24 protein-coding genes are annotated in these 21,390 nt (G+C 62.8%); 8 read left to right on the forward strand and 16 right to left on the reverse strand.

All coding sequences use genetic code 11. The annotated features are described in order from the left end of the window. Window position 1 precedes the first annotated feature (1 nt). Window positions 2-895, reverse strand: a complete 894-nt coding sequence (locus FA04_RS09200) for a LysR substrate-binding domain-containing protein (protein WP_034788068.1) — start codon at window positions 893-895, stop codon at window positions 2-4. 142 nt (window positions 896-1,037) lie between these two features. Here FA04_RS09200 and FA04_RS09205 point away from each other — a divergent pair, with 142 nt between their 5' ends. Both FA04_RS09205 and FA04_RS09210 read left to right on the forward strand, forming a co-directional pair. Continuing rightward, the gene (locus FA04_RS09205) at window positions 1,038-1,430 is read left to right on the forward strand and encodes a RidA family protein (RefSeq protein WP_034788065.1); all 393 of its coding nucleotides are present in this window, start codon (window positions 1,038-1,040) and stop codon (window positions 1,428-1,430) included. A 1-nt stretch (window position 1,431) separates the two neighbouring features. Further along, window positions 1,432-2,544 carry an NADH:flavin oxidoreductase gene (locus tag FA04_RS09210; RefSeq protein WP_034788062.1) on the forward strand — a complete coding sequence of 371 codons (1,113 nt, stop codon included), beginning with the start codon at window positions 1,432-1,434 and terminating at the stop codon, window positions 2,542-2,544. Between the two features lie 72 nt (window positions 2,545-2,616). Here FA04_RS09210 and FA04_RS09215 read toward each other — a convergent pair whose 3' ends face one another. Together FA04_RS09215 and FA04_RS09220 are read right to left on the reverse strand one after the other, a co-directional pair. Beyond that, a complete protein-coding gene (locus tag FA04_RS09215; RefSeq protein WP_034788060.1) occupies window positions 2,617-3,582 on the reverse strand; it encodes an MBL fold metallo-hydrolase in 966 nt (321 codons plus the stop codon). Window positions 3,583-3,656: 74 nt separating this feature from the next. Beyond that, window positions 3,657-4,673, reverse strand: a complete 1,017-nt coding sequence (locus tag FA04_RS09220; RefSeq protein ID WP_064816999.1) for an alpha/beta fold hydrolase — start codon at window positions 4,671-4,673, stop codon at window positions 3,657-3,659. Window positions 4,674-4,792: 119 nt separating this feature from the next. On the opposite strand from FA04_RS09220, the gene FA04_RS09225 reads away from it, so the two are divergent. Beyond that, a complete protein-coding gene (locus FA04_RS09225) occupies window positions 4,793-5,821 on the forward strand; it encodes a GlxA family transcriptional regulator (protein WP_034793840.1) in 1,029 nt (342 codons plus the stop codon). Window positions 5,822-5,928: 107 nt separating this feature from the next. Here FA04_RS09225 and FA04_RS09230 read toward each other — a convergent pair whose 3' ends face one another. The 10 genes from FA04_RS09230 to FA04_RS34260 all read right to left on the reverse strand — a co-directional run bounded on the left by FA04_RS09230 (window position 5,929) and on the right by FA04_RS34260 (window position 14,169). Further along, a complete protein-coding gene (locus tag FA04_RS09230) occupies window positions 5,929-6,303 on the reverse strand; it encodes a DUF1515 family protein (protein WP_034793518.1) in 375 nt (124 codons plus the stop codon). Further along, window positions 6,290-6,547, reverse strand: coding sequence for a hypothetical protein (locus FA04_RS35850; RefSeq protein WP_082572756.1), 258 nt, complete (start codon window positions 6,545-6,547; stop codon window positions 6,290-6,292). Before FA04_RS35850 ends, FA04_RS09230 begins: the two co-directional genes overlap by 14 nt. Before the next feature lie 120 nt (window positions 6,548-6,667). Then, the gene (locus FA04_RS09240) at window positions 6,668-6,871 is read right to left on the reverse strand and encodes a hypothetical protein (RefSeq protein ID WP_034793500.1); all 204 of its coding nucleotides are present in this window, start codon (window positions 6,869-6,871) and stop codon (window positions 6,668-6,670) included. Continuing rightward, window positions 6,868-7,752: a hypothetical protein gene (locus FA04_RS09245; RefSeq protein WP_177235700.1), complete on the reverse strand. Its 885-nt coding sequence runs from the start codon at window positions 7,750-7,752 to the stop codon at window positions 6,868-6,870. Before FA04_RS09245 ends, FA04_RS09240 begins: the two co-directional genes overlap by 4 nt. Further along, window positions 7,728-8,216, reverse strand: coding sequence for a hypothetical protein (locus FA04_RS09250; RefSeq protein ID WP_034793497.1), 489 nt, complete (start codon window positions 8,214-8,216; stop codon window positions 7,728-7,730). The genes FA04_RS09245 and FA04_RS09250 overlap by 25 nt, the downstream gene beginning before the upstream one ends. Beyond that, complete coding sequence (locus FA04_RS09255; RefSeq protein ID WP_034793487.1) at window positions 8,216-9,124, reverse strand: hypothetical protein; 909 nt, start codon at window positions 9,122-9,124, stop codon at window positions 8,216-8,218. The genes FA04_RS09250 and FA04_RS09255 overlap by 1 nt, the downstream gene beginning before the upstream one ends. A 65-nt stretch (window positions 9,125-9,189) precedes the next feature. Further along, a complete protein-coding gene (locus FA04_RS09260; RefSeq protein WP_234798744.1) occupies window positions 9,190-11,007 on the reverse strand; it encodes a portal protein in 1,818 nt (605 codons plus the stop codon). A gap of 120 nt (window positions 11,008-11,127) precedes the next feature. Then, entirely contained in the window at window positions 11,128-12,258 is a 1,131-nt protein-coding gene (locus FA04_RS09265) for a hypothetical protein (RefSeq protein WP_034793485.1), read from the reverse strand. 197 nt (window positions 12,259-12,455) lie between these two features. Next, a complete protein-coding gene (locus tag FA04_RS09270) occupies window positions 12,456-13,895 on the reverse strand; it encodes a terminase large subunit domain-containing protein (protein ID WP_034793483.1) in 1,440 nt (479 codons plus the stop codon). Beyond that, window positions 13,780-14,169 carry a hypothetical protein gene (locus tag FA04_RS34260; RefSeq protein WP_143106225.1) on the reverse strand — a complete coding sequence of 130 codons (390 nt, stop codon included), beginning with the start codon at window positions 14,167-14,169 and terminating at the stop codon, window positions 13,780-13,782. Before FA04_RS34260 ends, FA04_RS09270 begins: the two co-directional genes overlap by 116 nt. Window positions 14,170-14,718: 549 nt before the next feature. Here FA04_RS34260 and FA04_RS09280 point away from each other — a divergent pair. From FA04_RS09280 to FA04_RS09285, 4 genes are all read left to right on the forward strand, one after another. Then, window positions 14,719-15,087, forward strand: coding sequence for a tetratricopeptide repeat protein (locus FA04_RS09280; protein WP_051659282.1), 369 nt, complete (start codon window positions 14,719-14,721; stop codon window positions 15,085-15,087). A 615-nt stretch (window positions 15,088-15,702) separates the two neighbouring features. After that, on the forward strand, window positions 15,703-15,873 hold the full coding sequence (locus tag FA04_RS35085; protein WP_156400691.1) for a hypothetical protein: 171 nt from the start codon (window positions 15,703-15,705) through the stop codon (window positions 15,871-15,873). A gap of 232 nt (window positions 15,874-16,105) precedes the next feature. Next, window positions 16,106-16,237 (forward strand): hypothetical protein, encoded by a 132-nt coding sequence (locus FA04_RS36375; RefSeq protein WP_255380915.1) that lies wholly within the window; start codon window positions 16,106-16,108, stop codon window positions 16,235-16,237. Between the two features lie 376 nt (window positions 16,238-16,613). Beyond that, on the forward strand, window positions 16,614-16,913 hold the full coding sequence (locus FA04_RS09285; RefSeq protein ID WP_090425664.1) for a hypothetical protein: 300 nt from the start codon (window positions 16,614-16,616) through the stop codon (window positions 16,911-16,913). A 113-nt stretch (window positions 16,914-17,026) separates the two neighbouring features. Here FA04_RS09285 and FA04_RS09290 read toward each other — a convergent pair whose 3' ends face one another. After that, a complete protein-coding gene (locus tag FA04_RS09290; RefSeq protein ID WP_034793472.1) occupies window positions 17,027-17,575 on the reverse strand; it encodes a BA14K family protein in 549 nt (182 codons plus the stop codon). A 191-nt stretch (window positions 17,576-17,766) separates the two neighbouring features. Further along, the gene (locus tag FA04_RS09295) at window positions 17,767-18,849 is read right to left on the reverse strand and encodes a D-alanine--D-alanine ligase family protein (protein WP_034793469.1); all 1,083 of its coding nucleotides are present in this window, start codon (window positions 18,847-18,849) and stop codon (window positions 17,767-17,769) included. A 186-nt stretch (window positions 18,850-19,035) separates the two neighbouring features. Here FA04_RS09295 and FA04_RS09300 point away from each other — a divergent pair, with 186 nt between their 5' ends. Continuing rightward, complete coding sequence (locus FA04_RS09300; protein WP_034793467.1) at window positions 19,036-19,617, forward strand: dienelactone hydrolase family protein; 582 nt, start codon at window positions 19,036-19,038, stop codon at window positions 19,615-19,617. A 71-nt stretch (window positions 19,618-19,688) separates the two neighbouring features. On the opposite strand, the gene FA04_RS09305 is transcribed toward FA04_RS09300, so the two are convergent. After that, window positions 19,689-21,341, reverse strand: coding sequence for an arylsulfatase (locus tag FA04_RS09305; RefSeq protein ID WP_051659281.1), 1,653 nt, complete (start codon window positions 21,339-21,341; stop codon window positions 19,689-19,691). Between the last annotated feature and the right edge of the window lie 49 nt (window positions 21,342-21,390).

A 21,390-nucleotide genomic window follows, 5' to 3' on the forward strand; every position in this document is an offset into this window, starting at 1 on the left:
ATCAGGCATCGCCGCTGAACTGCGCGTGCACCCAATCGCGAAGCACGCGGGTCGCTGGCCGGTCCGCCATGCGCGGACTGTAGACCAGGTCGTATCGGTCGCTTTCCAGCGTCAGGTCGAACGGCTGGACGAGAATGCCGGAGGCAAGCTCCTCGGCGACCAGCGTGAGGCTCAAGAGGGCAATTCCCTGCCCGGCGATGGCCGACTGCACGGCATGGATCTCGTCGGTAAAGGAAAGCCCCGCGCCGGCCTCGACATCGGTGGCGCCAGCCCGTTCCAGCCATTGCCGCCAGACCGGCGCGCGCGCATCGTGGCGGCGCAGCGTGCCCCAATCGTAGTGGATGAGCGTCGCGTGCTTGAGGTCCGCGGCACTGGCCGGCGCCAGTCGCGGCACGCAAACCGGGGCGAAACGATCGGCGAACAGCGGTTCGGTGACGAGGCCCGGATAATCACCGCCGCCAAGGCGGATCGCAGCATCCGCATCCACCTCCAGATCGACCATCCGGTGGGAGGCGTCCAGCCTCAGCGTCCACTCGGGATAGGCTTCGCGGAAGGAACCGGCAAGCGGCGCCAGGCGCTTGGCGACGAAGGCGACGGTGGACGTCAACCGCGCCACCTTGCTCGCCTCCTGCCGGCGCATGTCGGCGATCGCCTGCTCGAAACGGTCGAGGCCATCACGCAGCACCGGAAAGAGCACCTGTCCCGCAGTGGTCAGCCGGACCTGCCGCGTCCCTCGTTCGAAGAGCTTGGTCTCCAGCATCTCCTCCAGCTGGCGGATCTGGTGGCTGACGGCAGTGGCCGAGACGTTCAGTTCCTCGGCCGCCAGCTTGAAGCTCATCCGCCGGGCGGCCGCTTCAAAGACCCTGAGTGCGCCGAGCGGCGGCAACTTCCTCATGATTTCCTCAATGGATGAACTCAGCTCATCTGTCGGCTGAGAAATCACTCTTTGTCAGCCGCCGAATGGCCCAGCATATTGAGATCAACAGTGAAGGCAACAGCGCCAAGCTGAGAAAATCTAAAGCATGAAAGGACATCTTATGTCTCTCGAACAGGTCGTCACCCAGCCGGATCCCTACGCGCCCTTCCTGCTTTCCCAGGCGATCAAGGCCAATGGCTTCGTCTTCGTCTCCGGTCAGGCGGCAATCGGCGACGACGGCAAGCTCGTCGGCGTCGGTGACTTCGACCGCCAGGCCGAACAGGCGTTCCGCAATCTCGAGCGGGCGCTCAAGGCGGCGGACTCTGGGTTAGACAAGATCGTCAAGGTCACGATCTTCCTGCGCTCCATGGAGAATTTCGCCAAGATCATCGAGCTGCGCCGCACGTGGTTTTCCGCCCCCTATCCCGCCGACAGCATCATCGAGGTCTCCTCGCTCTATTCGCCAGACGCGCTGATCGAGATCGAAGCGATCGCGCTCGATGGAGGCAAGTGACATGAACGCACCGTTTGGCATCGCGTCCCCCGCCTTCACCGGCACCCGTCTCAAGGGGCTTGATTTCGCCAATCGCCTGTCCGTGGCGCCGATGACCCGCATCAGCGCCACGGCGGCCGGCGCGCCCGGCGAGCGCATGCAGCACTATTACCAGCGCTTCGCCCGCGGCGGCTTCAGCCTGATCACGACCGAGGGCATCTACACCGACAAGGCCTATTCCCAAACCTACAAGGACCAGCCGGGCCTGACCGATCGGGAACAGGCTCTCGCCTGGCGACCGATCGTCGAGGCCGTTCATGCGGAAGGCGGGCGCATCTTCGCGCAGCTCATGCATGGCGGCGCGCTGGCGCAGGGTAACCCGCACAGGCCCGAGACGGTAGGCCCCTCCGCCGTCCGGCCGAAGGGCAGCCAGTTGACCGGTTATCACGGCGACGGCCCCTATGCCCTGCCGCGCGAGATCAGCGATGCCGAAATCGCCGAGGCGATCGAAGGCTTCGCCTGTGCCGCCCGGCTTGCAATCGAGGTTGCCGGTTTCGACGGCATCGAGATCCACGGCGCCAACGGCTATCTGCTCGATCAGTTCTTCACGGACTTTTCGAACCGGCGGGCGGATCGCTGGGGTGGAGATATCGTTGAGCGGCTCGGCCTGTCACTCGAAGTGCTGAAGGCAGTGCGCGTGGCGATCGGCCCCGACGTCCCGTTGGGGCTGCGGCTCTCCCAGAGTAAGGTCAACGACTTCAGGCACAAATGGGCAGAACGCGAACAAGGTGCAGCCCGCGTGTTCGAGGCGCTCGCCGAAAGCCCGGCAGACTTCGTGCACGTGACCGAGTTCGAAGCCTGGAAGCCGGCCTTCGAGGGCGGCGACGCCTCGCTCGTTTCCCTCGCCCGCCGCCACGCGCCGCGCCTGTTCATCATCGCCAACGGCAGCCTGCACGATCTTGACCGCGCCGAGGAGGTGATGGAAGCCGGTGCCGACATGATCGCGCTTGGCCGCGGCGCGCTCGTCAATCCCGACTGGCCACAGCTCACCGCGAAACGCACCGCTCTGCGTCCGTTCGACCTGCCGTTCCTTGCGCCGATCAGCGATATCAAGGACAGCGAACTGGCTCTCTGAATGCAGAGAAACGGGCGCGCCCCGCAGGAGGCGCGCCCGTCAACTGTCCTAGTGATTGCCGGCTCCAGGCGGTCACCCCGCCGCCACGAAGCGATAGGCCGCCCCGTTGCGCTCCGCCCGCCCGATCCCCGGATAGGCCCAATGATAGCCAAGCAGCGCCAGCCGCTCCGACGCGGCCCGGTCGATCAGGGCCTTGCGGTTCTTCAAGGCCAGCTCCGCATCCGTGTCGAAGCCGAAATGCCAGTCGGGGTGCTCAAAGAAGACGATGTTGCTGGTGACCGCATCGCCCGTGATCACCAAGCCCTCATGTCCGGCGCCGTCACCGCCGGAAAGCTGAAGCGAGATATGACCGGGTGTGTGGCCCCGCGTGTCGAGCACCTGCATGCCGCTGACGATTTCGTCGCCGGGCTTCACCAGGGTCAGCCGGTCCTTGACCGCAAAGAGATCGCGCTGCGCACCCTTGGCAAAGCCATGAAGCACCTGCGGCATGGTCTTTTCGAAGTTGGGATCGGTCCAGAACCGCCATTCCCCCTCCGAAACGAAGTACTGCGCATTCGGAAAGGCGAGCGTGCCGTCGGCGCCAACGGTGCCGCCCGCATGGTCAGGATGGGCATGCGTCAGCACCACCTTCGTCACCGCACTCGGGTCGATGCCGGCCGCAAGCAGATTGGCGTGAAGCTTGCCGGCGCTCTCCTGGAAACGTGTGCCCGAGCCGTCGTCGACCACGATCAGATCGTCGCCAGTGCGAATGACCGGAATATTGGTGTGAAACGGCGCCTTTTCGGGAGTGCCGCCAAGCCGGCGCATGATCTCCGGCCGCTCTTCCGCCGTTGCATCCGGCAGCACGATGCTGACCGGCAGCATGATGAAGCCGTCGCTGACGACGGAAATATCGAAGCCGCCATGCCGGAAACGTTTGATATCTGCGGCATAGGCACCTTTCGGCAGCAGGGCGGAGGCTGCAAGCGCACTGGTGCCTGCAAGGAATTCACGACGGCCGGGGCCGGAGACGTCGGTGGGATTGTGGGAAGAGGTCATGGCTCTGATCCTTGGCTGAAGCGTTTGACATAGGGTGCCGGCGCCACCTGTGAGGTGGCACCGGCGAACAACCATCAGGCCTTGGCGAAGGCGAGCAGGTCGGCGTTGAGCTGGTCCTTGTGGGTGTCGGTGATGCCGTGCGGTGCGCCGGCATAGACCTTGAGCTCCGCATGCGGCACCAGCGTCTTCGAGGCCCGTGCAGCCGCATCGATCGGCACGATCTGGTCGTCGTCGCCATGGATGATCAGCGTCGGCACGTCGAACTTCTTCAGGTCCTCGGTAAAGTCGGTCTGCGAGAAGGCGACGATCGAGTCATAGGTGTTCTTGTGTCCCCCCATCATGCCCTGCAGCCAGAAGCTGTCGATCATGCCCTGAGAGGCGACCGCGCCCGGGCGGTTGAAGCCGAAGAACGGACCGGACGCGATGTCGCGGTAGAGCTTCGAGCGATCCTTCAGGCTTGCCGCCTGCAGGCCATCGAAGACTTCCTTCGGCAGGCCGCCGGGGTTCTTGTCGGTCTTGACCATCAGCGGCGGCACGGCCGAGATCAAACCGGCCCTGGCGATCCGGCTGGTGCCGTGGCGGCCGATATAGCGGCTGATCTCACCGCCGCCAGTCGAAAACCCGGCAAGGAAGATCCCCTTCAGATCGAGCGCGTTGATCAGATCCGCGAGGTCGTCGGCATAGTGGTCCATGTCGTTGCCGTCCCAGGGCTGCGACGAGCGGCCGTGGCCGCGGCGGTCATGGGTGACGACGCGGAAGCCGTTGGCGGCAAGGTGGAAGGCCTGCGCTTCCCAGCTGTCTGACGACAGCGGCCAGCCGTGGCTGAGCACGACGACCGGGCCATCCTTCGGACCCCAGTCCTTGTAATAGATCTCGACGCCATCGCGGGTGATGATGCGGCTGCCCATGGTGTTTGCTCCCTTAGTGCCGGACGCGCCGGCGGTTGTTGCGGTGTTGGATGCGGCCTTGGCCGGCGTGTTCATGGCATTGACCGCGGCTACCGTCGCGGCAGCGCCAAAGGCGGCCGAGAGAACCGTGCGGCGGGAGATGCCGTTGGAAACGCTTGCGGAAACTGCTTTTGCCTGTGTCATTGTCCTCACCTCTTTGATCTCTGTTGCTCGGGCTTCCATTCGGCGGAAGCGATGGTTGAATTGATAAATCGGTGGGCCTAACCTCTCGACCGGCAAAGCTGACAACGATGGGGGCAGAAGTGACAAAACGACCCGAAAACGAGCCGGCGGAGATCGGCATCGTCGTCTATCCCCGCGCCCTGATGTCGGCGATCCATGGGCTGACCGACATGTTCCAGGTGGCGAGCATGCAGTCGGTGGAGCAAAGCGGCAGAGACGCGCCGCAAATCCGCATCAGCCACTGGAAACTTCAGGAAGATGGCTCGGTGTCGAAATCGCGCGACACCCACGAAGGCCCCTCCTCGGGCCTTGTGGCCCTGATCCTGCCGCCGACGCTCTCCGATCTGCCGGTCGGCGATCGCATCGGTGCCCTGCCCGCCTTCGTGCGCGAACAGCATCAACGCGGCGCGACGATCTGCTCCGTCTGCGGCGGCGCCTATCTGCTGGCAGAGTCCGGCCTCGCCACCGGTCGCACCATCACCACCCATTGGTCGCATCAGGACCTGATCTCCAACCGCTACAGCGACATCCGCGTCGACACCGACAGGCTGCTGATCGACGAAGGCGACATCATCACCGCCGGCGGCATGATGGCCTGGATCGACCTCGGCCTGAAACTCGTCGACCGGTTCCTCGGAACCGACGTCATGCTGGCAACCGCACGCTACATGATCATCGACCCCGGCGCGCGCGAGCAGAGCTATTACAGCGTCTTCGCCCCGAAGCTCGATCACGGCGACACGATCATCCTGAAGATCCAGCACTGGCTGCACGGCGCCAACACCAAGGGCGTGACGCTGCAGATGATGGCCGACCGCGCCGGTCTCGGCGACCGCACCTTCCTGCGCCGTTTCCAGAAGGCGACCGGCTTCAACCCGACCGAATATTGCCAGCGGCTACGGATCGCCAAATCCCGCGATCTGCTGGAGCGCTCACATCTCTCGATCGAGCAGGTTGCCTGGCAAAGCGGCTATGACGACACCAACGCCTATCGCAAGATCTTCCGCAAGATCCTGGGTCTCTCACCGAAGGAGTATCGCCTTCGCTTCTCGGTTTCGGAGAGCGTCCGCACTTTGGGCGCTCCGGCAAATCCGATACCGGCCGTGTGATCATCGACGGGCGAAACCCTTTAGAGCACCAAACGCAAAAAGCGCCGCGCACCCTTTCGGGTGCGCGGCGCTTTGATTAAAAGACGTAGGTCAAGCAGCCCTGAGCGCTAGGCTCTTCCGGCAATCACGAACACGATCCGCCGGATCGCTTCGGCAAAACTGACACCGAGAGCCATCGCAGCAATTCCCGTCACTCCTAGTGCGCCAATACCCATGAGCTTCCACCGCCTGACGTCATCGGTCACCGGCTTCATATCGGAGATTTCGGCACCGATAGCGGAAGCCGACGCTTCCAGTTCGTTGACCCGCTCAGCGAGTTCATCCATGCGCCGGTGAACGCTGGCTTGACTGGCGGCAGATTTATCCTCCGCCCGCCTCGCGCCATCCTCGATCCGATGAATGGACTCCTGCAGGCCGCGCATGCCGGCAACCAGTTCTCCCAACTGGCGATGAACAACGATATCGATTTCAGCCAGCGACATGATGGCCTCCCCCGTGCTTCGCGCATTCGGCCTTCGTCCAGATATCCGCGGCACAAAGGCCGACGACCGTGCGATCGATCCGGCGCTGATCCGCTGGCGATGCTCCGCGCGCGCCGACAAGATCAGTTCCGACCACGGCGCGCAGCCCGGGAGCACTGGCCGGACGCGAAGTCCCACACCCTGCCAGCATCAAGGCAGGAATCGTAATCAAGGCGCTTCCCACGAGCGCGGCTATGAGCGTCATTGTTCTGCCTTTCGATGGCATTGGCGTAGGATCGTGCGCCGTCTGCGCGGATTTCATGAATGAGCCAGACGAGACCCGAGACGATGAGGCCGGCGATGAGAAGCTTCGGCCAGGCAAACATCATTTCGCCCAACCAAGGCGTCGCGCCAGCACGTACCAGCACTCCGAGAGAATGCCCGCACCAAGGCCGATACCCACCTCCATCAGCATCTGCACGTCGGGATCATCGGCAAGCACCAGCCCCGCCTCCGGCGCCAGCAGCCCTTTAGCCACGAGCAGCCCCGCGCCGTAGCGCAGCAGGATACGGATGACGACAGCACTCATTTCGTCCACCGCGCAAGAAACCCGGCAACCGCCTCAATGAGACGGCGCAGGCGATTGAATTTGGCCCCGTGCGAAGCGTTGACGCTTTCCATGTCGGGCGCCCTTTCGACCGAGCCTGGCCGCAGCACGACAACAACGGAGGGATCGGCCGAAGCGCTCTCGCGACCATATCCGGCCGCACGCAGCGCCGCCTCGAAGGCGCGGCCGTAGGCCTCGATCTTCGGCCCGTTCTGCCTGATATCGCCGTTGATAATCGCGCGTGAGGCGGCATAACGATAGCCGGTCGCCGCCGCCGAACGGCTATCGTCCGTGTCGAAATCAGTCAGTCGCTTGCCCGTGAAAAGCCCGTGCACCATGCCGTCGAAAAGAATGCGAATGGCCGTCGCCGGATCACAGGCACGATCCGGCATCTCCACCAGACCAAACTTGCCATAGTTCGCGCGACCGGTAATTTGCGCCAGCCCTCGCCCGCGAAAGACCCACCCGTCGTCGTCTTCGACATTGCCAAGCCGCCCGCCATAGACCCGGTTCGCAAGCTTGCGCGGATTGCCCGCGTAGGGTTCCGCGCTAGCAAGCGTCGGAAATCGCGCCGGCCATACTTGCATGAGCCGCCTTGCCGAGTAGTTCAGATTCTCCTCGACCGGCCGCATTGTGCCGCCGGTTTCGTGATGGACCTCGGCGAGAATTGCGGCCAGATGGCAGAGGCCTACCGCACGCCGGCGCCCCTCCAGGACGACCGCGTCCAGGCTTTCAAACTGCTTTGCAGAATAGGACTTGAATACACCCGACGCGGGATCGCGCAGGGCCGCGTAAAACGCTGCTCTGTTCATGGATTCACCTTTTGGAGATTTTCCGGTTAAAGCGCGGCGGCCGCCACCCACAGGGCATCGATCTGGGTGTCAGAAAGACCAAGCGCCGTACCAACCGTCCCGATCAGCGGGTGCAACCGGTTGAACGTGGTTGCATACTCCCACTCGATCTGAGCCTTGTCCTGATCCGAGCCAACGGGCATCCCCGCGATCGCTGCGGTCACGGTCGACGGCGAGATGTCGGCATTCACCAGTCCCAGGCGGAATTGGCGGGCGGTCAGACTGGGCATCCGCTGCCGCAATTCGTCTTCCGTCGGCGGATCGGGGGGGATGTATGGCTCGATCTGGAAGCCGGGATTATCGAGCAACCACTGGCGGATCAGGGGATTGACGCCGACGGTGTCATCCGGACGACTGCAGTAGTCGGTGTCGTAGGACGCGCCGAGATAATCCGTGATGTTGCAACGGATGTTGTAGACGTCAGCCTCTTGAGTAGCTCGAACGGCATAAACCATATTAAGTGACATCGATGTCATTATGCCGTCCTCACGAAGCAATAGGTCCATGCACCCGACCCGGGCGAATCGTAGCCGCCTCGAGCACGCCAAGTTCCAGCAAGTTGCGCCCCAGCCCCGCCAAAGGCGTAGCCGTAACTGGAACTAAGATAAATCGCATGGGCGGAATTCCTCTCTTTGATGTCCCCATTACCCGTTTCGACCAGGATGGTATGTCCGATTGGGAAATTGGTTTCATCGCGGTTTGAGCCGGTGTAGATGCCGGCCTTACCGTTCACGACGTTGCCGAGATAGTCCCCCCACATTGGCATGTACATATTGCCGTCCGACTGGATAAAGAAGCCACCGCCCCAGTATAGACGATCGCCGACGGAGCCGTTGACGCCGAGCTTGTTGCCTCCATAGCCGAACTGTATCCAACCGTTGGCCAAGTTGGTCTGACCGCGAACGGAGAGTGTGTCTGCTTGGTTGATGTCACCGAGCCACACATCGTCGCCGACCTTGATGGCTTGGCCATCACCATTCGCGGTTGCTATAAACCGAGGGGCATATACGTTGCTCGGGAACGTAGCTTCACTGATCCCGCTCCAAGAAAGCAGCGTCGGTGCATTTGATACGAAACGGTCGCTGGACCGTTGAATATACAAGCCGCCGTCGTTCACCCCAATCATACGATAGCTGTGACCGTTGTTGTTGGTGAGCAGTTGGATTTCGCCGGATGATCCGTTGCCTCCAAGTCGTGCGATGTGGCCAGACCACGAATAAAGACCAGTTTCGTGCCAACTCGCCAGCTGCTGAAACACACCGGAAGTGTTCCACACGCCGATCTGCATCGCAGCGTTCGCTTGGCTCGAAACGATCGTGCCGCGAGTTACCGACGCTGCCGACTGGAATGCAAGCACTCTATCGCTGTTGGACAAGATGTACATTGCGCCGCCGCCCCCCCCCGAAGCAACGAAATTGAGTGCCGACACGTTGCTTGAAAACGTCGCGCCTACGCCGATGATGCCACCAGTGAAGTAATGTCCACCATCCGCCTCTGGATGTCCTCGGGCGTCGGCTTGGTGAAGTAGAGGTCAGGCGATTTCAGCCCCGCCGCCTCCACGGTCTTGGCAATGCCGTTGTAGAGGTTGTCGGGCGAGACGTAAGGGTTGTCCGGCCCGAGCGTCGTCAGCAGCTTTTCCTGCAATTGCTGGATCATCTGGATCATCAGCATGTCGCGCTCGCGGGTGCCCGCACCGAGCCCGGTGTTGACGGTCGCATCCATGCCGGCGTTCCAGTGGCGCGGGTCGAAGGTCACCCATTTGCCGCGCAGACGCACCGCCCGCGGCCGGTCCTGATGCTTGATGGTAAGCCCGAGCACCCCCTTGAACACCCGCCTCAGCCCCTGCGCAAAGGTGCGCACCATCAGTTCCGTCTGGCCGATGCCCGCCTGTTCGACGAGTGCGGTCGCCTTCGCCGTCATGTTCTGCAGCGCATCCGGCGCCATGCCGCTCGACGCATCGGAAATCCCGGTCCGGTCAGTCGCCTCCTGGTCGAGATAGCCGAGCATGGAGAAGGATTCGCGCGCCACGAACGGCACCGCCGTATAGCCGACGGCGCCGCGCACATCGACGCCCTGGCCGACGCGGATCGGCTGGCCGAATTTTGGGTTCAGCACCGACTCCGGGTTCTGGATCATCCCTTCCTGCACAATCGGCTGCTGGTTGTTCTGCCAGTAGAGATTGTCGAGCGTCTGGCGCAGGAGCACGGTCTTCACCCGCTGGATCTCCGCCATGTCGTCGGTGATCGCATTGCCCTCGCGCTGGTGCGGCCGCCGCTCGGTGATGAGATCGGCAAAAGGCACCTCGTCCCATTCCGCATCCTCAAGCAGGTTGTCGGCCCCGGTGCCGCCGGCAAAGATCAGGCGGCGCAGCTCCGCAATGCCGTCATCGTCCGCATCCACCTTCACATAGAGCTCGTAGTAGTCGACCTCCTGCAGCGCCTTTGCCGTCTCCTCGCCATCGCCGAAGATGCCACGCCTTCGGGCAAATTCCTCGTCCTCGCCGTCGGTATTGCCGGCAAGGGCAAAGCCTTCGACGAGATCACGGTCATAGCCCATGGCGATCAGATCGGAGCGGCGCATCCGCCGCTTGATCCCGGCAATCGGGCTGTCGTCGATCGCGATCGCGTCCGGATGAACGAGGAATTCTTCGAGCGGCACGGCGGCCAGCCTTGTCGCCCCGCGCTCCGCCGTGCGGCGGATCTTCACGGCAAAGACCGGCTGCTCGACAGATCCCGTCGGCAGCTCGATCCGCTCGACCGATTGCGCCTGTTCCAGCACCTCCACCGTGTCGTCGGCAATGAGCTGCACCAGGGCTGCCTCGTCGAGCCCGCTATGGGTCGAAACCTCGACGCTTTTTCTCTTCTCGTACCACCAGCGGATCACCCCGTTGCCGAGCTTCAGCGCGTCGTGCGCGGCATCCTGCACCGCGTCGTAGCCGTCGCTTTCGGGAAAGACGATGTAGTTGATATAGTCGGTCGCCTGCTCGGCGCCGGCCTCGTCGCCCTGGTTGACCGGCTGGTATTCCACCACCTTGTCATTGCCGAGCACGGTGCGGATGAGCGAAGGCAGCACCTTCTTCACCGCCGCCCGCACATCGCGCGAAACCACCTTGGAGCGGTTTGCTTCCGCCGGCACGTCGGCCATCACGCCGTCGTAATATTCCATCGCCCTGATACGCGCCGCGGAAAGCTGGTCGCGATAATCCTCGCAATCCCTGACGAGCTGGCCCACGAGCTCCGTCAGTTCCGGTTTCGTCATCGCTGCCATCTGGAGAACCTTCCGATCGGTAAAGGCCCAGGCGGCATGAATGGCCTGCCCGGGCACAGCGTTCCGTCAATCGGCTCATAACGACCGAAAGAGCGTCATCACGTTGTTTTGCTTGTGAAATCAGGTGATCCGGATCGTGCCGATCTTGTAGCGCACGCCTTCGTCGGCCGTTATCACGACCGCGCTGTCACCGAGGATCGTCTTGTAGTTCTGATCCTGAGAGTTCGGATCGAAGACGCTGATGTAGTGGTTGCTGTGGTATTCGTTCGTGGCGCCGCCGCCGGCAAGGCTCACCAAACGGTGCCCGTTCGCCTCGAACTGCGGATTGGCGAGCGTATCCGAAACGCAGTAGCAGAAGCCGGGCGTCTGCAGGCCAGTGTAGCCGAACAGAACCCATTTCTGTGTGGGCACGTGGTAGCGGATGCTCTGCGCCATGCGGCCGTTCTGGTCATACATGGTGTAGGGGTTGTAGCCCGCCACCTTGAAGAAGATTTTCGGCTGCTGCGGCGCGATGTTGCCCTGGTAGTACTGGTGGTTCACCGTCTCCCACTGGTTGGCGTTGTTGTAGAACTGCCAGCCGACCGACGCGTCGAGGTTCGATGTTCGGATGATGGTGAAGCCGTTGTCGAGCAGCGTGGTGTTGCCCGGCAGATTGCGGACCTCGATGAAGGCATAATAGTAGTTGCCCTCTTGCACGATGTTCGACGGATGCAGGAAGCCATAGGCCGTGTCGATAGACTGGTAGGACCACGGCTCCGGGATCAGCACGCAGCGCACATTGTGATGGTTCTGGCCGAAATCCCCGGGATTGGGGACTGTCCAGGCCTGACCGTCATTGGTAGAGCGCACATAGCCGATGCCGTTGACCCAGCGGGTATTGAAGCCGTGGGCGTGGGAATTGAAGCCTTTGACCCCGCCGATCGTCGTCGACGATTGATAGAATTCGTGGTGGGTCAGGCCGACGACCAGAGAGCCGCGCGCGAACGGTGACACGATCCAGTGGCGGTTGGCATAGTGCCCTTCAACGGTGTCGCGCGGCGAGTTCCAGTGCCGGCCGGCATTCCAGTTGGTCCAGGTGTGGCCGTTGTGCCAATCGGAGAGGACGTTGTAGCGATACCCTTCGGAATGGCCGGTGATGAAGGTCGGCGTTCCATTGGCGTCGCGCCACGGATGCAAGGGACCGTCCACCCACAGGCCATAGGGCGTGTTACCGCCAACGTAGCCGTGCCACTGGTTCGTGCTGAAATCCATGCATGTCGTGTTTCCAGATGTGGTGACAACGCTGGTAACCATGACGACTCCTACTGTTGATATTGAAGGCAACGGGCCCCGTTCCACGGTCGTGGAAGCAGGCTCCTGGAAGGTCTGATCGATTTTCGTTCGCCGGCCCGCGGTTCGGGCCTCGAGGCCGCGACGGGCCTCGCTGGCGTTAGGTTTCACCACCGCGGCTAGAGAACCTTCCGATCGGTAAAGGCCCAGGCGGCGTTATCCGCCTTCACCCGGGCAAAGCGTTTCATCATCAGCGCGTAGCGGCTGGCCGAAATCACGTCGTCGCGTTCCTTGACGATCCGGCCGTCCTTGCGGTGGTAGAGCCTGAACTCCTCGAACCAGTCGCCACAGGTCGAAAACACCTTGAAGCGACCGGTCTGCATGCGCTGCAGCATGTCGGAGACCCCCGCCTCGACACCGTTGGTGCCGTCGTCGAAGGTCGCGCGCTCGGGCAGCATCACGAGCCCCTGCCCGCGATATTGCGCCGCAAGCTGCTCGCCCGAGCCCTTGTCGTGCTGCAGCCCGTCGTGCGGCCAGGCCCAGGGCAGCCAGGGTCCCCAGGGTTTCAGGCTTGCGGCATGGATGATCGGCGTCGCCTCGCGCTCGCGGTAGCAGCGGGTCACGTAAAAGACATCCGCATCGCGGTCCCAGGCGCAGAGCGCTGCGGCAAAGGGGTGATCCCAGCCGAAATCGAGCCCGCCGATCTGCACCCAGTGCCTGGGAACCTCGAATGGCTCGACCCGGATCTGCTCTTCCGTCACCGGGAAGATTCTTCCCGACCCGAGCGTCGGCACCCCCTTGGTGCGCGCTTCCTTCTCATGCGCGGGGTAGCTGGCGATGATCTTCGCGCGCTCCTGCGGCGTATAATGTTCGGCATCGTCGATCGTCGTCGTCACCACGGTCCGGTCGTCTGATGGTTCCAGCAGATAGCGGCTGACGACCGAGCTCATGCCTTTCAGCGGCGTAAACGTCACGGCGACCGAGCCACCGGTCGCATTGGTGCGGGTGATGCCTTCGAAATAGACGTCTTCCGGCGGCTCCTCGTCGAACCAGAGATAGTCCACGGTGTTGGCCTGCCATTTCGCCCGGCCCTGCTCGTAAGCCTTCAAGAGCAGCGTCGAGGTGCCGCCCGAAGTGTGCCGCACGGTCACGCTGTCGAGCGCGCCGGAAGCGCTCGATCGTCGTGTCCAGCCGACAAGCGCCGCTTTCGGCAGATAGCCGGTGCCCCAGTCCTCCTCGCTCATTGGCGGGCCGACGAGCAGCCGCTGCACGCCATCGCGTGTCAGCTCGTGCGATTCCGAGCCGCCGATCATCGTGATCGGCCGGTCGAACCGTCGGCCCGCCCACCAAGAGGGATAGTCGCCTGTCAGATGCATCGCCGCTTCCGCGGCGCCGGCAAGCGTCTTGCCGAGCTGGTTACCGGCCATGAACAGCCGCTCGCGAAAGCTGGCCCCCGCCGCATGAAACTCGGTCTGTTTCGCATAGGGACGGTAATAGGCGAGCCTATTGGTTTTCTGCCGCCGCCCGATCTCCATCGTCAGTTCCATCCGCTCCCGAAGCAGCAAGGAAAGGCCTGATGGTCTGGTCGAGCTTGCGGATCCGCTCGAGGAGTTGTTCATCCGTCATCTCGCCCATCTGGTTTGGATTGATGGTCACGTCCTTCGGCATCAGCGCCGCTATCGTCTTCAGGAAGTCGTTTGGGTTCTTCTCGATCAGCGCGTGGATCGCGGCCGCCCCTCGGCTCTCCCAGGCCGAAAGCATGTCTTCGAGAAAGAGTTCGCCGAGCTTGGTGCGGACCGCCTTGCGCGTGCGCGTCCGGGGGACGGCCCCATCCCCTCCGGCGCGCGGCAGAAAGCGCCCGGTCTTCGGGTCCTTTGCGGGTTTCACTGTCATGGGATTTGCTCCGGGGCACGAGGCGATTGCTCCTCCTGCGCACGTTGGATCGGCCGCCGCTTGACCAAAAGTTGCATTCTGCCATCAAAGCCGACCGGTAGCGGCGGGATTTGGAGGCGATCGCAGGTGATCCGGCGTTTGTGGACGAAACTGCTTGGCATGTTCGCGAGGCCGGCTCCGGCCCTGGCCGAAGTCGACGAGCCGACATCTCCGAAGGTCTCGGCGCCCAAGCTGGGAACGCCAATGCCTGCGGGAGGCACCATCGTGTCGCCGCGGCTGTTCAAGCTAGCAAGCGTGACAGCCGATCACAGAAAAATGCGTGTGTCACGCCGGATGTCACGCTTGCAACCTTGACTTCAGGTTGCATTCGGTCATCAATACCGCTCACCGGGTTGCCCCACATCGGGTGCTTCTGGCGCAATGCATCGCAAGCGCTCCTGCTCTACCGGCAGTGGCCAGGGAAAAGTCGAATTAGTTCAAGATTTTAAGCAGTTTTTCAGCCTAGCAGTCCAGCCGCGGGAACCATGCAATGAATGCAACAGGTGCCAGATGATCCGCAACACGTTCAGCAAGTTGAAGACCATTTTCACCCCGCGGCCGTCCGCAACGAATATCTCGCCCAGGTTGCTTGAACTGGCGACGTCAGGAAATGTCGATGCCCAGGCGAAACTCGCCGAAATCTATTTCAACGATGGCGGCGCGGAACACTATGCCGCCTCGCTTCATTGGAACCGCCAGGCCGCCCGCCAGGGTCATCCGGCTGCCCAGGCCCGCCTCGTGACCATCTATCAGAGAGGCCTCGGCGTCGAGCGCGATCCGAAGGAAGCCTCGCGCTGGCTGCGCAGCATCGGGCAGCCCCGCCCGCGACATGAGACCGGCGCCTCCGTCACCGGCAAGATCGCCAAGCAGGAAGCCTAAGGCTTTTCGCGTAAAAGTGGGCAGCGGTATTGCCGCAACGACATGCATAAAAACAAGATCTTAAAGCCTGTCGCGTGAGCCCTTTCCACGCGACCAGCTTTAGGGCTTTCGCACCAGAACATGCGGCGATCTTGCGACAGCAGCATGCGGGCGCCGAAGACGTGAAGCCCAAGTTCGGATCCGAAAAATCGCGAAGCGCCGTGACGCCGTAGCGGCCGTCGTCACCCGCGTCTCAGCGGTCGCAGCCGGCGCCGGCGCGGATTTGACTTTTTTGGATATCGGCATCAGCGCCCAGGCAAGGCCGCGCCAATCCGCCGGAATCAAAAAGGCCGCTTCAATGACGAAACGGCCAGCCTGTAATATCCTTAGCCCGCTTCCGGTCGCTTGGCAAGCCCCTTTGCCAAAATTTGTTTCCGTTTTGTTCGTTTTTTCCTTTACCCCCGCCCCGCCTCTTTGCCAGCCCATGTGCGCGATCGGTGGTACAATCGCGAGCGCCATGCAAGGCCGCTGGCGCCATGTCTCCTTCCTCAACGGATCCGGGGCCGGAGGCGGCATGGTTGATCCGTTTCGATGCGGAAGCGGTTGATGCCGCTCCCACGACCACGGGAGATACCCATGACACGACAATACCTGATCGCCGCTCTTTGCGCGGCGCTTCTTGCGGCTGCCGGCTGCACCACCGACCAGGCGAGCCGCACCAGCACTCCTGCTCCGAGCCCCAGTTACCAGGGCATGCAAGGCGTCCAGGGCATGAGTCAGGGCGGCGGCGGTGCTGGCGGTTATTGAGGTCGCTGATGCTTCGTAGACGGCGAAGCTGGCGGGGCTCGACGTTGTCCAGATCGCCCGCCCGCAGTGTCGCTCCCGTGCAAAGCCTCGGCCGAACGCACCGCGCACCGAAGCCAATCGGATTGAACATCTTGGGCCGACATGCGTTGAGTAACCATGACGCGCATTCTCGCTGCCGCGCCATTTGTTTGCGCGCATTCTGTGTTAAGCTTCCCCTTGGGAGGAAAATGCCATGGAGAATTTCTTCGCACTCGCCGCCATCGTCGTCGGCTCCGCAATCCTGGGGCTCGCGCTCGCCTACGGGTTTCGTCGCAAGGACGCGCACCGCCCTCCCGAACATGACGACGCCCGGTTGAAGTTCTAGAAGACGTTGAAGTTCTAGAAGACCGGGCTTTTCCGACCTCGCCGGTCCGCGGCCGCTCCGCTTGTCTGCCTCTTCGCGGGGTTGCCGCAATGAGCGATTCCTAGCAGACGCCTCCCCTGCAAACGCGCGACGCGGCAGAGTTCGCCCCGATATCATCGACAGGATGTCTGGCTCGATAGCGCGTGCTTGGGATGCCGATTGCATCGCGGACCAAGACTTGGAAAACGACAGGAGCCGGATGCGATGTCCCCCAATCCGCACGGCCACGCCCCGTCATTGATCCACCTTCAATCTTGAGATCTTGAACGTCCAGACCGGAACCTTTTCCGCTCGCCTCGGCTTATTCCTGGCAAACCGCCAGCAAGGAGATGCGACGATGAACAAGGCAAACCCGAAATCCCGCGACCGAGAGACACCGGAAGACGTGCCCCCGTCTGGCGAAACACGCGCAGTGCCGATCGGTAAGATCCCGCCGCTCCCCGTCGACCAGCTTCCCGCGGGAGACCATCCGACGCCGGTCGATCAGGGTCGCGTGTCGCCCGTTCCGAGCCGCGACGAAGCCAATGTCGATCCGGACGATGCACTGCCTGACGACCGCGAAGAGAAAATCCTCGAGGATGATCCGGGGCGCGAGAAAACCCGCTTCGACGAGGAGATGCCGCGCAGCAGTCGATAGAGGCTGCGTTCCCACCCATGCCGGGCCGCGTTCCCTCAGCGCATGTGAATGCCAGAAAACAAAAAAGAGGCCCGCCGGTCAGCGACCGGCGGCCTCCTTAAAACACGCTCGCCTCAGAAGTAGGGCGAATAGCACTGCTGGCGCGGGCCACCATAGGGTTGGAACGAGTTGTCCCAGGCGCGGTAGGAGCGATAGCGCGCATAGCACCAGTCGGCATGGCGCGGGTTGACGCCGGTCTCGTAGCGACGCGCTGGCGGAGCGGCGATCGCGCCACCGATGATGACTCCGGTGCCGAAGGCCGCCAGCGGATACCACCAGCCGTCATTGTGGCGGCGATAGCCGTAGCGCTCGTAGCGATAGCCGCGGTGGCCGTTATAGTAGCCATAGCGGTAGCCGCCGTCCCAACCCGGACGCGGACGATAGCCGCCATGCCAGCCTGGCCGCGGGCGGTAACCGCCATCCCAGCCGGGGCGCGGGCGATAGCCGCCGTGCCAGCCCGGCGGACGCCGGCGATGGTGACCGCCGTTCCATTCCCGGTGCTGCACCAGTTGAACGTCGCTCTTCTGCACCCGCTCGATGGCAACAGCCGGCAGGGCGTTTGCCGGCGTGATGCCCGAAAGAGCCGTTATCGCCGCAAGCACGACGATGCCAATCTTCTTCATTTCATCACCTGTCCGTTTGTAACAGGTGCGAGTTTTGGCCGGGGCGACGTGAACCCACAATGAATGCGACAATCCTAATATGGACCGCAACTCATAGGTAGCATCGCAATACTCCAGGGTGACACTGCCGCCCGGCAAGCCCGCCATCCCCGGCGATGGCCTGCCATACCCGGGTTGCCCCTGTCATCCCCTCAGGTGCGCGCGCCCGCCTTGCCGCGCAGCTTCAGCGCATGGGCGATCAGCGTCTCCACCACCTGGCCGTAGGCGATGCCGTCGGCTGCCAGCGCCTTGGCATACATGCTGATATTGGTGAAGCCGGGAATGGTGTTGATTTCGTTGATCATGAGGCTTCCATCGGCGCGCAGGAAGAAGTCCACCCGCGCCATCCCCGCGCAGTCAAGCGCCCGGAATGCCCGCGCGGCCATGTCCTTGGCCTCTGCGATCACCTCCTCGGAGAGTTTGGCGGGCGCCTCGACGACTGCGCCGCCGGCATCGACATATTTGGCGTCGTAGCTGTAGAAGCCGTGGCTCGCAGCCGGAATGATTTCGCCCGGTCGCGAGACGGTGAGCTGTCCCTTCGCATCCTCCAGCACCGAGCACTCGATCTCGCGGGCCTGGACGAACTCCTCGATCAGCACCTTGTCGTCGTGCCGGAACGCCTCGTTAAGCGCCGCCTGAAGCGCGTCCAGACTGTCGACGCGGCTGACGCCGACGGAAGATCCCTGCCGCGCCGGCTTGACGAAAACCGGCAGTCCCAGGCTTTCGAGGATGGTCTCGCTTGAATAGGCGTCGCCCGCATGAAGGCCGATCGCCCGCGCAACGGCAATGCCTTCGGCGACCAGCAGGCGCTTGGCGAGCGCCTTGTCCATGGCGACCGCCGAAGCCGCGACACCGCAGCCGACATAGGCGACATCGGCAGTTTCCGCATAGCCTTGCACCGTCCCGTCTTCGCCGAAGGGACCATGCAGAACCGGAAAGATCAGGTCGATCGCCGGCAGCAACCCTTGGCGGCCGTCGGCCGCGATGGTGACCGCCCGCCCCCGTCCGCCGGGGATCAGCGCCACCTGCGTTCCCGACACGGGGATCGCCTTCGGCAGTTCCCCGTCTTCGAGATCGACCAGCATCCAGCGGCCATCCCTGGCGATCCCGATCGGCACGATCTCGTAGCGCGTCCGATCGAGCGCCGCGACGGCGTTGCGCGCCGACATCAGCGAAACCTCATGCTCCGCCGACCGGCCACCGAACAGCACGGCAATGCGCAACTTACCTGTCATGATCCTTTTCCCTCCAGAATCGTGGTGCATCGTGCGCAACCAAGCGAGCGAAGATGGCAAGAAAAGGTCGAGAGACGCGGCATCAGCGCGGGAGGAATATTTTCCTTAAGGGCAGCCTTGCCGCTTGAATTCCGCCGAACGAAATACAATTGATGCGCGAACACTGGTTTGAAGGAGAAGCTGCCGATGGCCGAAGTCCTCGTATTCCACCATGCCCAGGGGCTGACACCCGGCGTGCACGCTTTTGCCGACGACCTGCGCGCGGCCGGGCACGTCGTCCACCTGCCCGATCTCTTCGAAGGACGTACATTTGCGAGCATCGAGGAGGGCGTTGCCCATATCGAGGCGGTCGGCTTTGAAGAGATGCGCGAGCGCGGCGTGCGCCTCGCCGATGCCCTCCCCGAAAACCTCGTCTATGCCGGCTTCTCCTTCGGTGTCCTGCCGGCTCAGAAACTCGCCCAGACCCGCCCCGGCGCCCGCGGCGCCCTGCTCTTTTACTCCTGCATCCCGATCAGTGGCCAGTGGTCCTTCGGCCCCTGGCCGGCAGGCGTACCCGTTCAAATCCACGGCATGGACAACGACCCGATCTTCGTCGGCGAAGGCGATATCGACGCCGCCCGCGAGATCGTCGAGAAGGCAGAGGACGCCGAACTGTTCCTCTATCCGGGCGACCAGCACTACTTCGCCGACAGCTCGCTGCCCTCCTATGACGCGGCGGCAACTGCGCTGGCGATGAAACGGGTACTTGCCTTCCTCGAGCGGATCTGACCGGCGCCTCGAAAGCCCGACGGTCGAGCGGCGCTGCCGTGATCAGACAGCGCCGCTTCTCATTTTCCGGTTCAGTTGCCGGTCGGCATCGGCAGACTGAAGCCTTCCTTGCCGAGCTCATCGCGCAGCCACTGGAACTGCTGATACTTCGAGATTTCGATCGGACCGGTATAGGTCCCGCTTTGAAGCTTGCGCGGTGGATATTTGACGTAGGTCATCATCAATTGCTTGATGGAGTCGCTGATGGTCACCATCGTCCAGGTGCGCTCGGTGTAGTTGTTCATGAAGATGTCGTAGCGCTCCTGCGGGTCCTGCCAGAGGTCGAAGATCTGCGGCACCGTCGCCACATATTTGTTCGGACCCTTCCAGCCCTGATTGCTGTCGACGGCAAGGCCGCCGGTCGCCTGTCCATTGTCGCCACGCAGGTTGAACACCGCCTTGTAATTGCCGACGCGGGCAGCGCCGGGAGACAGTTCGTTCTCGGTGAAATAGAACCATGAGTTCCGTTCCGACTTGCCGGTTCCAAGCAGGACCGGCGACATGTCGAAGCTGTCGAAGATGATCGGCTGGCCCTCGCGGTCCTTGTCCGGCAGAGCGACACCGGCAACCGAAGCAAATGTCGCCATCAGGTCGAGGCCGCCGACGATGTCATGGTTCTTGGAGCCGGCCTTGATCTTGCCCGGCCAGACGGCGATGGCGGGAACGCGGTTGCCACCCTCGCGCACCGTGCCCTTGGTGCCACGAAACGGCGTATAGCCGGCGTCGGGATAGACATCCTGCCAGGCGCCATTGTCCGTCGTGTAGAAGACCAGCGTATTCTTGTCGAGGCCGGTCTCGCGCAGCTTGTCCATGATGCGGCCGATGCGGGTGTCCAGCTCCACGATGCTGTCGGCATATTTCGACTTCGACAGCGATTTATGCTCGAACTCGGGCGCCGGCATGTTCGGCTGGTGCACCTTCATGAAGTTGACGTCGATGAAGAACGGCTTGTCGGATTTCGCCGCGTCGTCGAGAAACTCGATGGCCGCCTTTTCGACGTAGCTGTCGAAATAGGGGATGCCGACGACCCCTGCCGCGCCATTGACCGTGGGCGTGTCGATATACTGGCCGTTGATCTTGAAGTCCTCGACCGCCGTTTCGCCGGCCTTACCGGAGAGCGCGCCCTTGGTGACCTTCTGGAACATGGCCCTGAGCTTGGGGTCCATATCCGGGAACCAGGTCGGGTCGGCGTAGGTGTAGGCGTTGAGGTGGTAAAGGCCGCAATACTTCATGACGTCGAAGCCATGGGCGTTCGGCAAGGCATAGTCCGCCTCGCCCAAATGCCATTTGCCGGTGAAATAGGTCTGGTACCCGCCGAGCTTCAAGACGGAGGCGAGCGTCCATTCGGCCGCCGGAAGACCGCCGCCTTCCCCCTGGAATGCAACCGTCGTCATGCCGCTGCGGTTGGGAATACGCCCGGTGATCATGGCGGCGCGACCCGGCGTGCAACTCGGCTGGGCATAGAAATCATAAAACAGCATGCCCTGTTCGGCCAGCTTGTCGATGTTGGGTGTCGGCATGCCTCGTCCTTCACCGCCGCCATAGGGGCCGAGGTCTCCGTAGCCGGTGTCATCGGAAACGATCAGAAGGATGTTGGGTTTTGGTGTTGCTTGCTGCGCACGCGCCGGGGTTGACAGGCCAGCGACAATGCTCAGCCCTGCCACGCACGACGCCAGAAGTTTCATCGGAAAAGTCCTCGACACGCAGCGGGACGAAGTTGAATGATCAGATGCC

This window comes from Ensifer adhaerens (assembly GCF_000697965.2).
In the GTDB taxonomy this organism is placed as follows: domain Bacteria; phylum Pseudomonadota; class Alphaproteobacteria; order Rhizobiales; family Rhizobiaceae; genus Ensifer; species Ensifer adhaerens.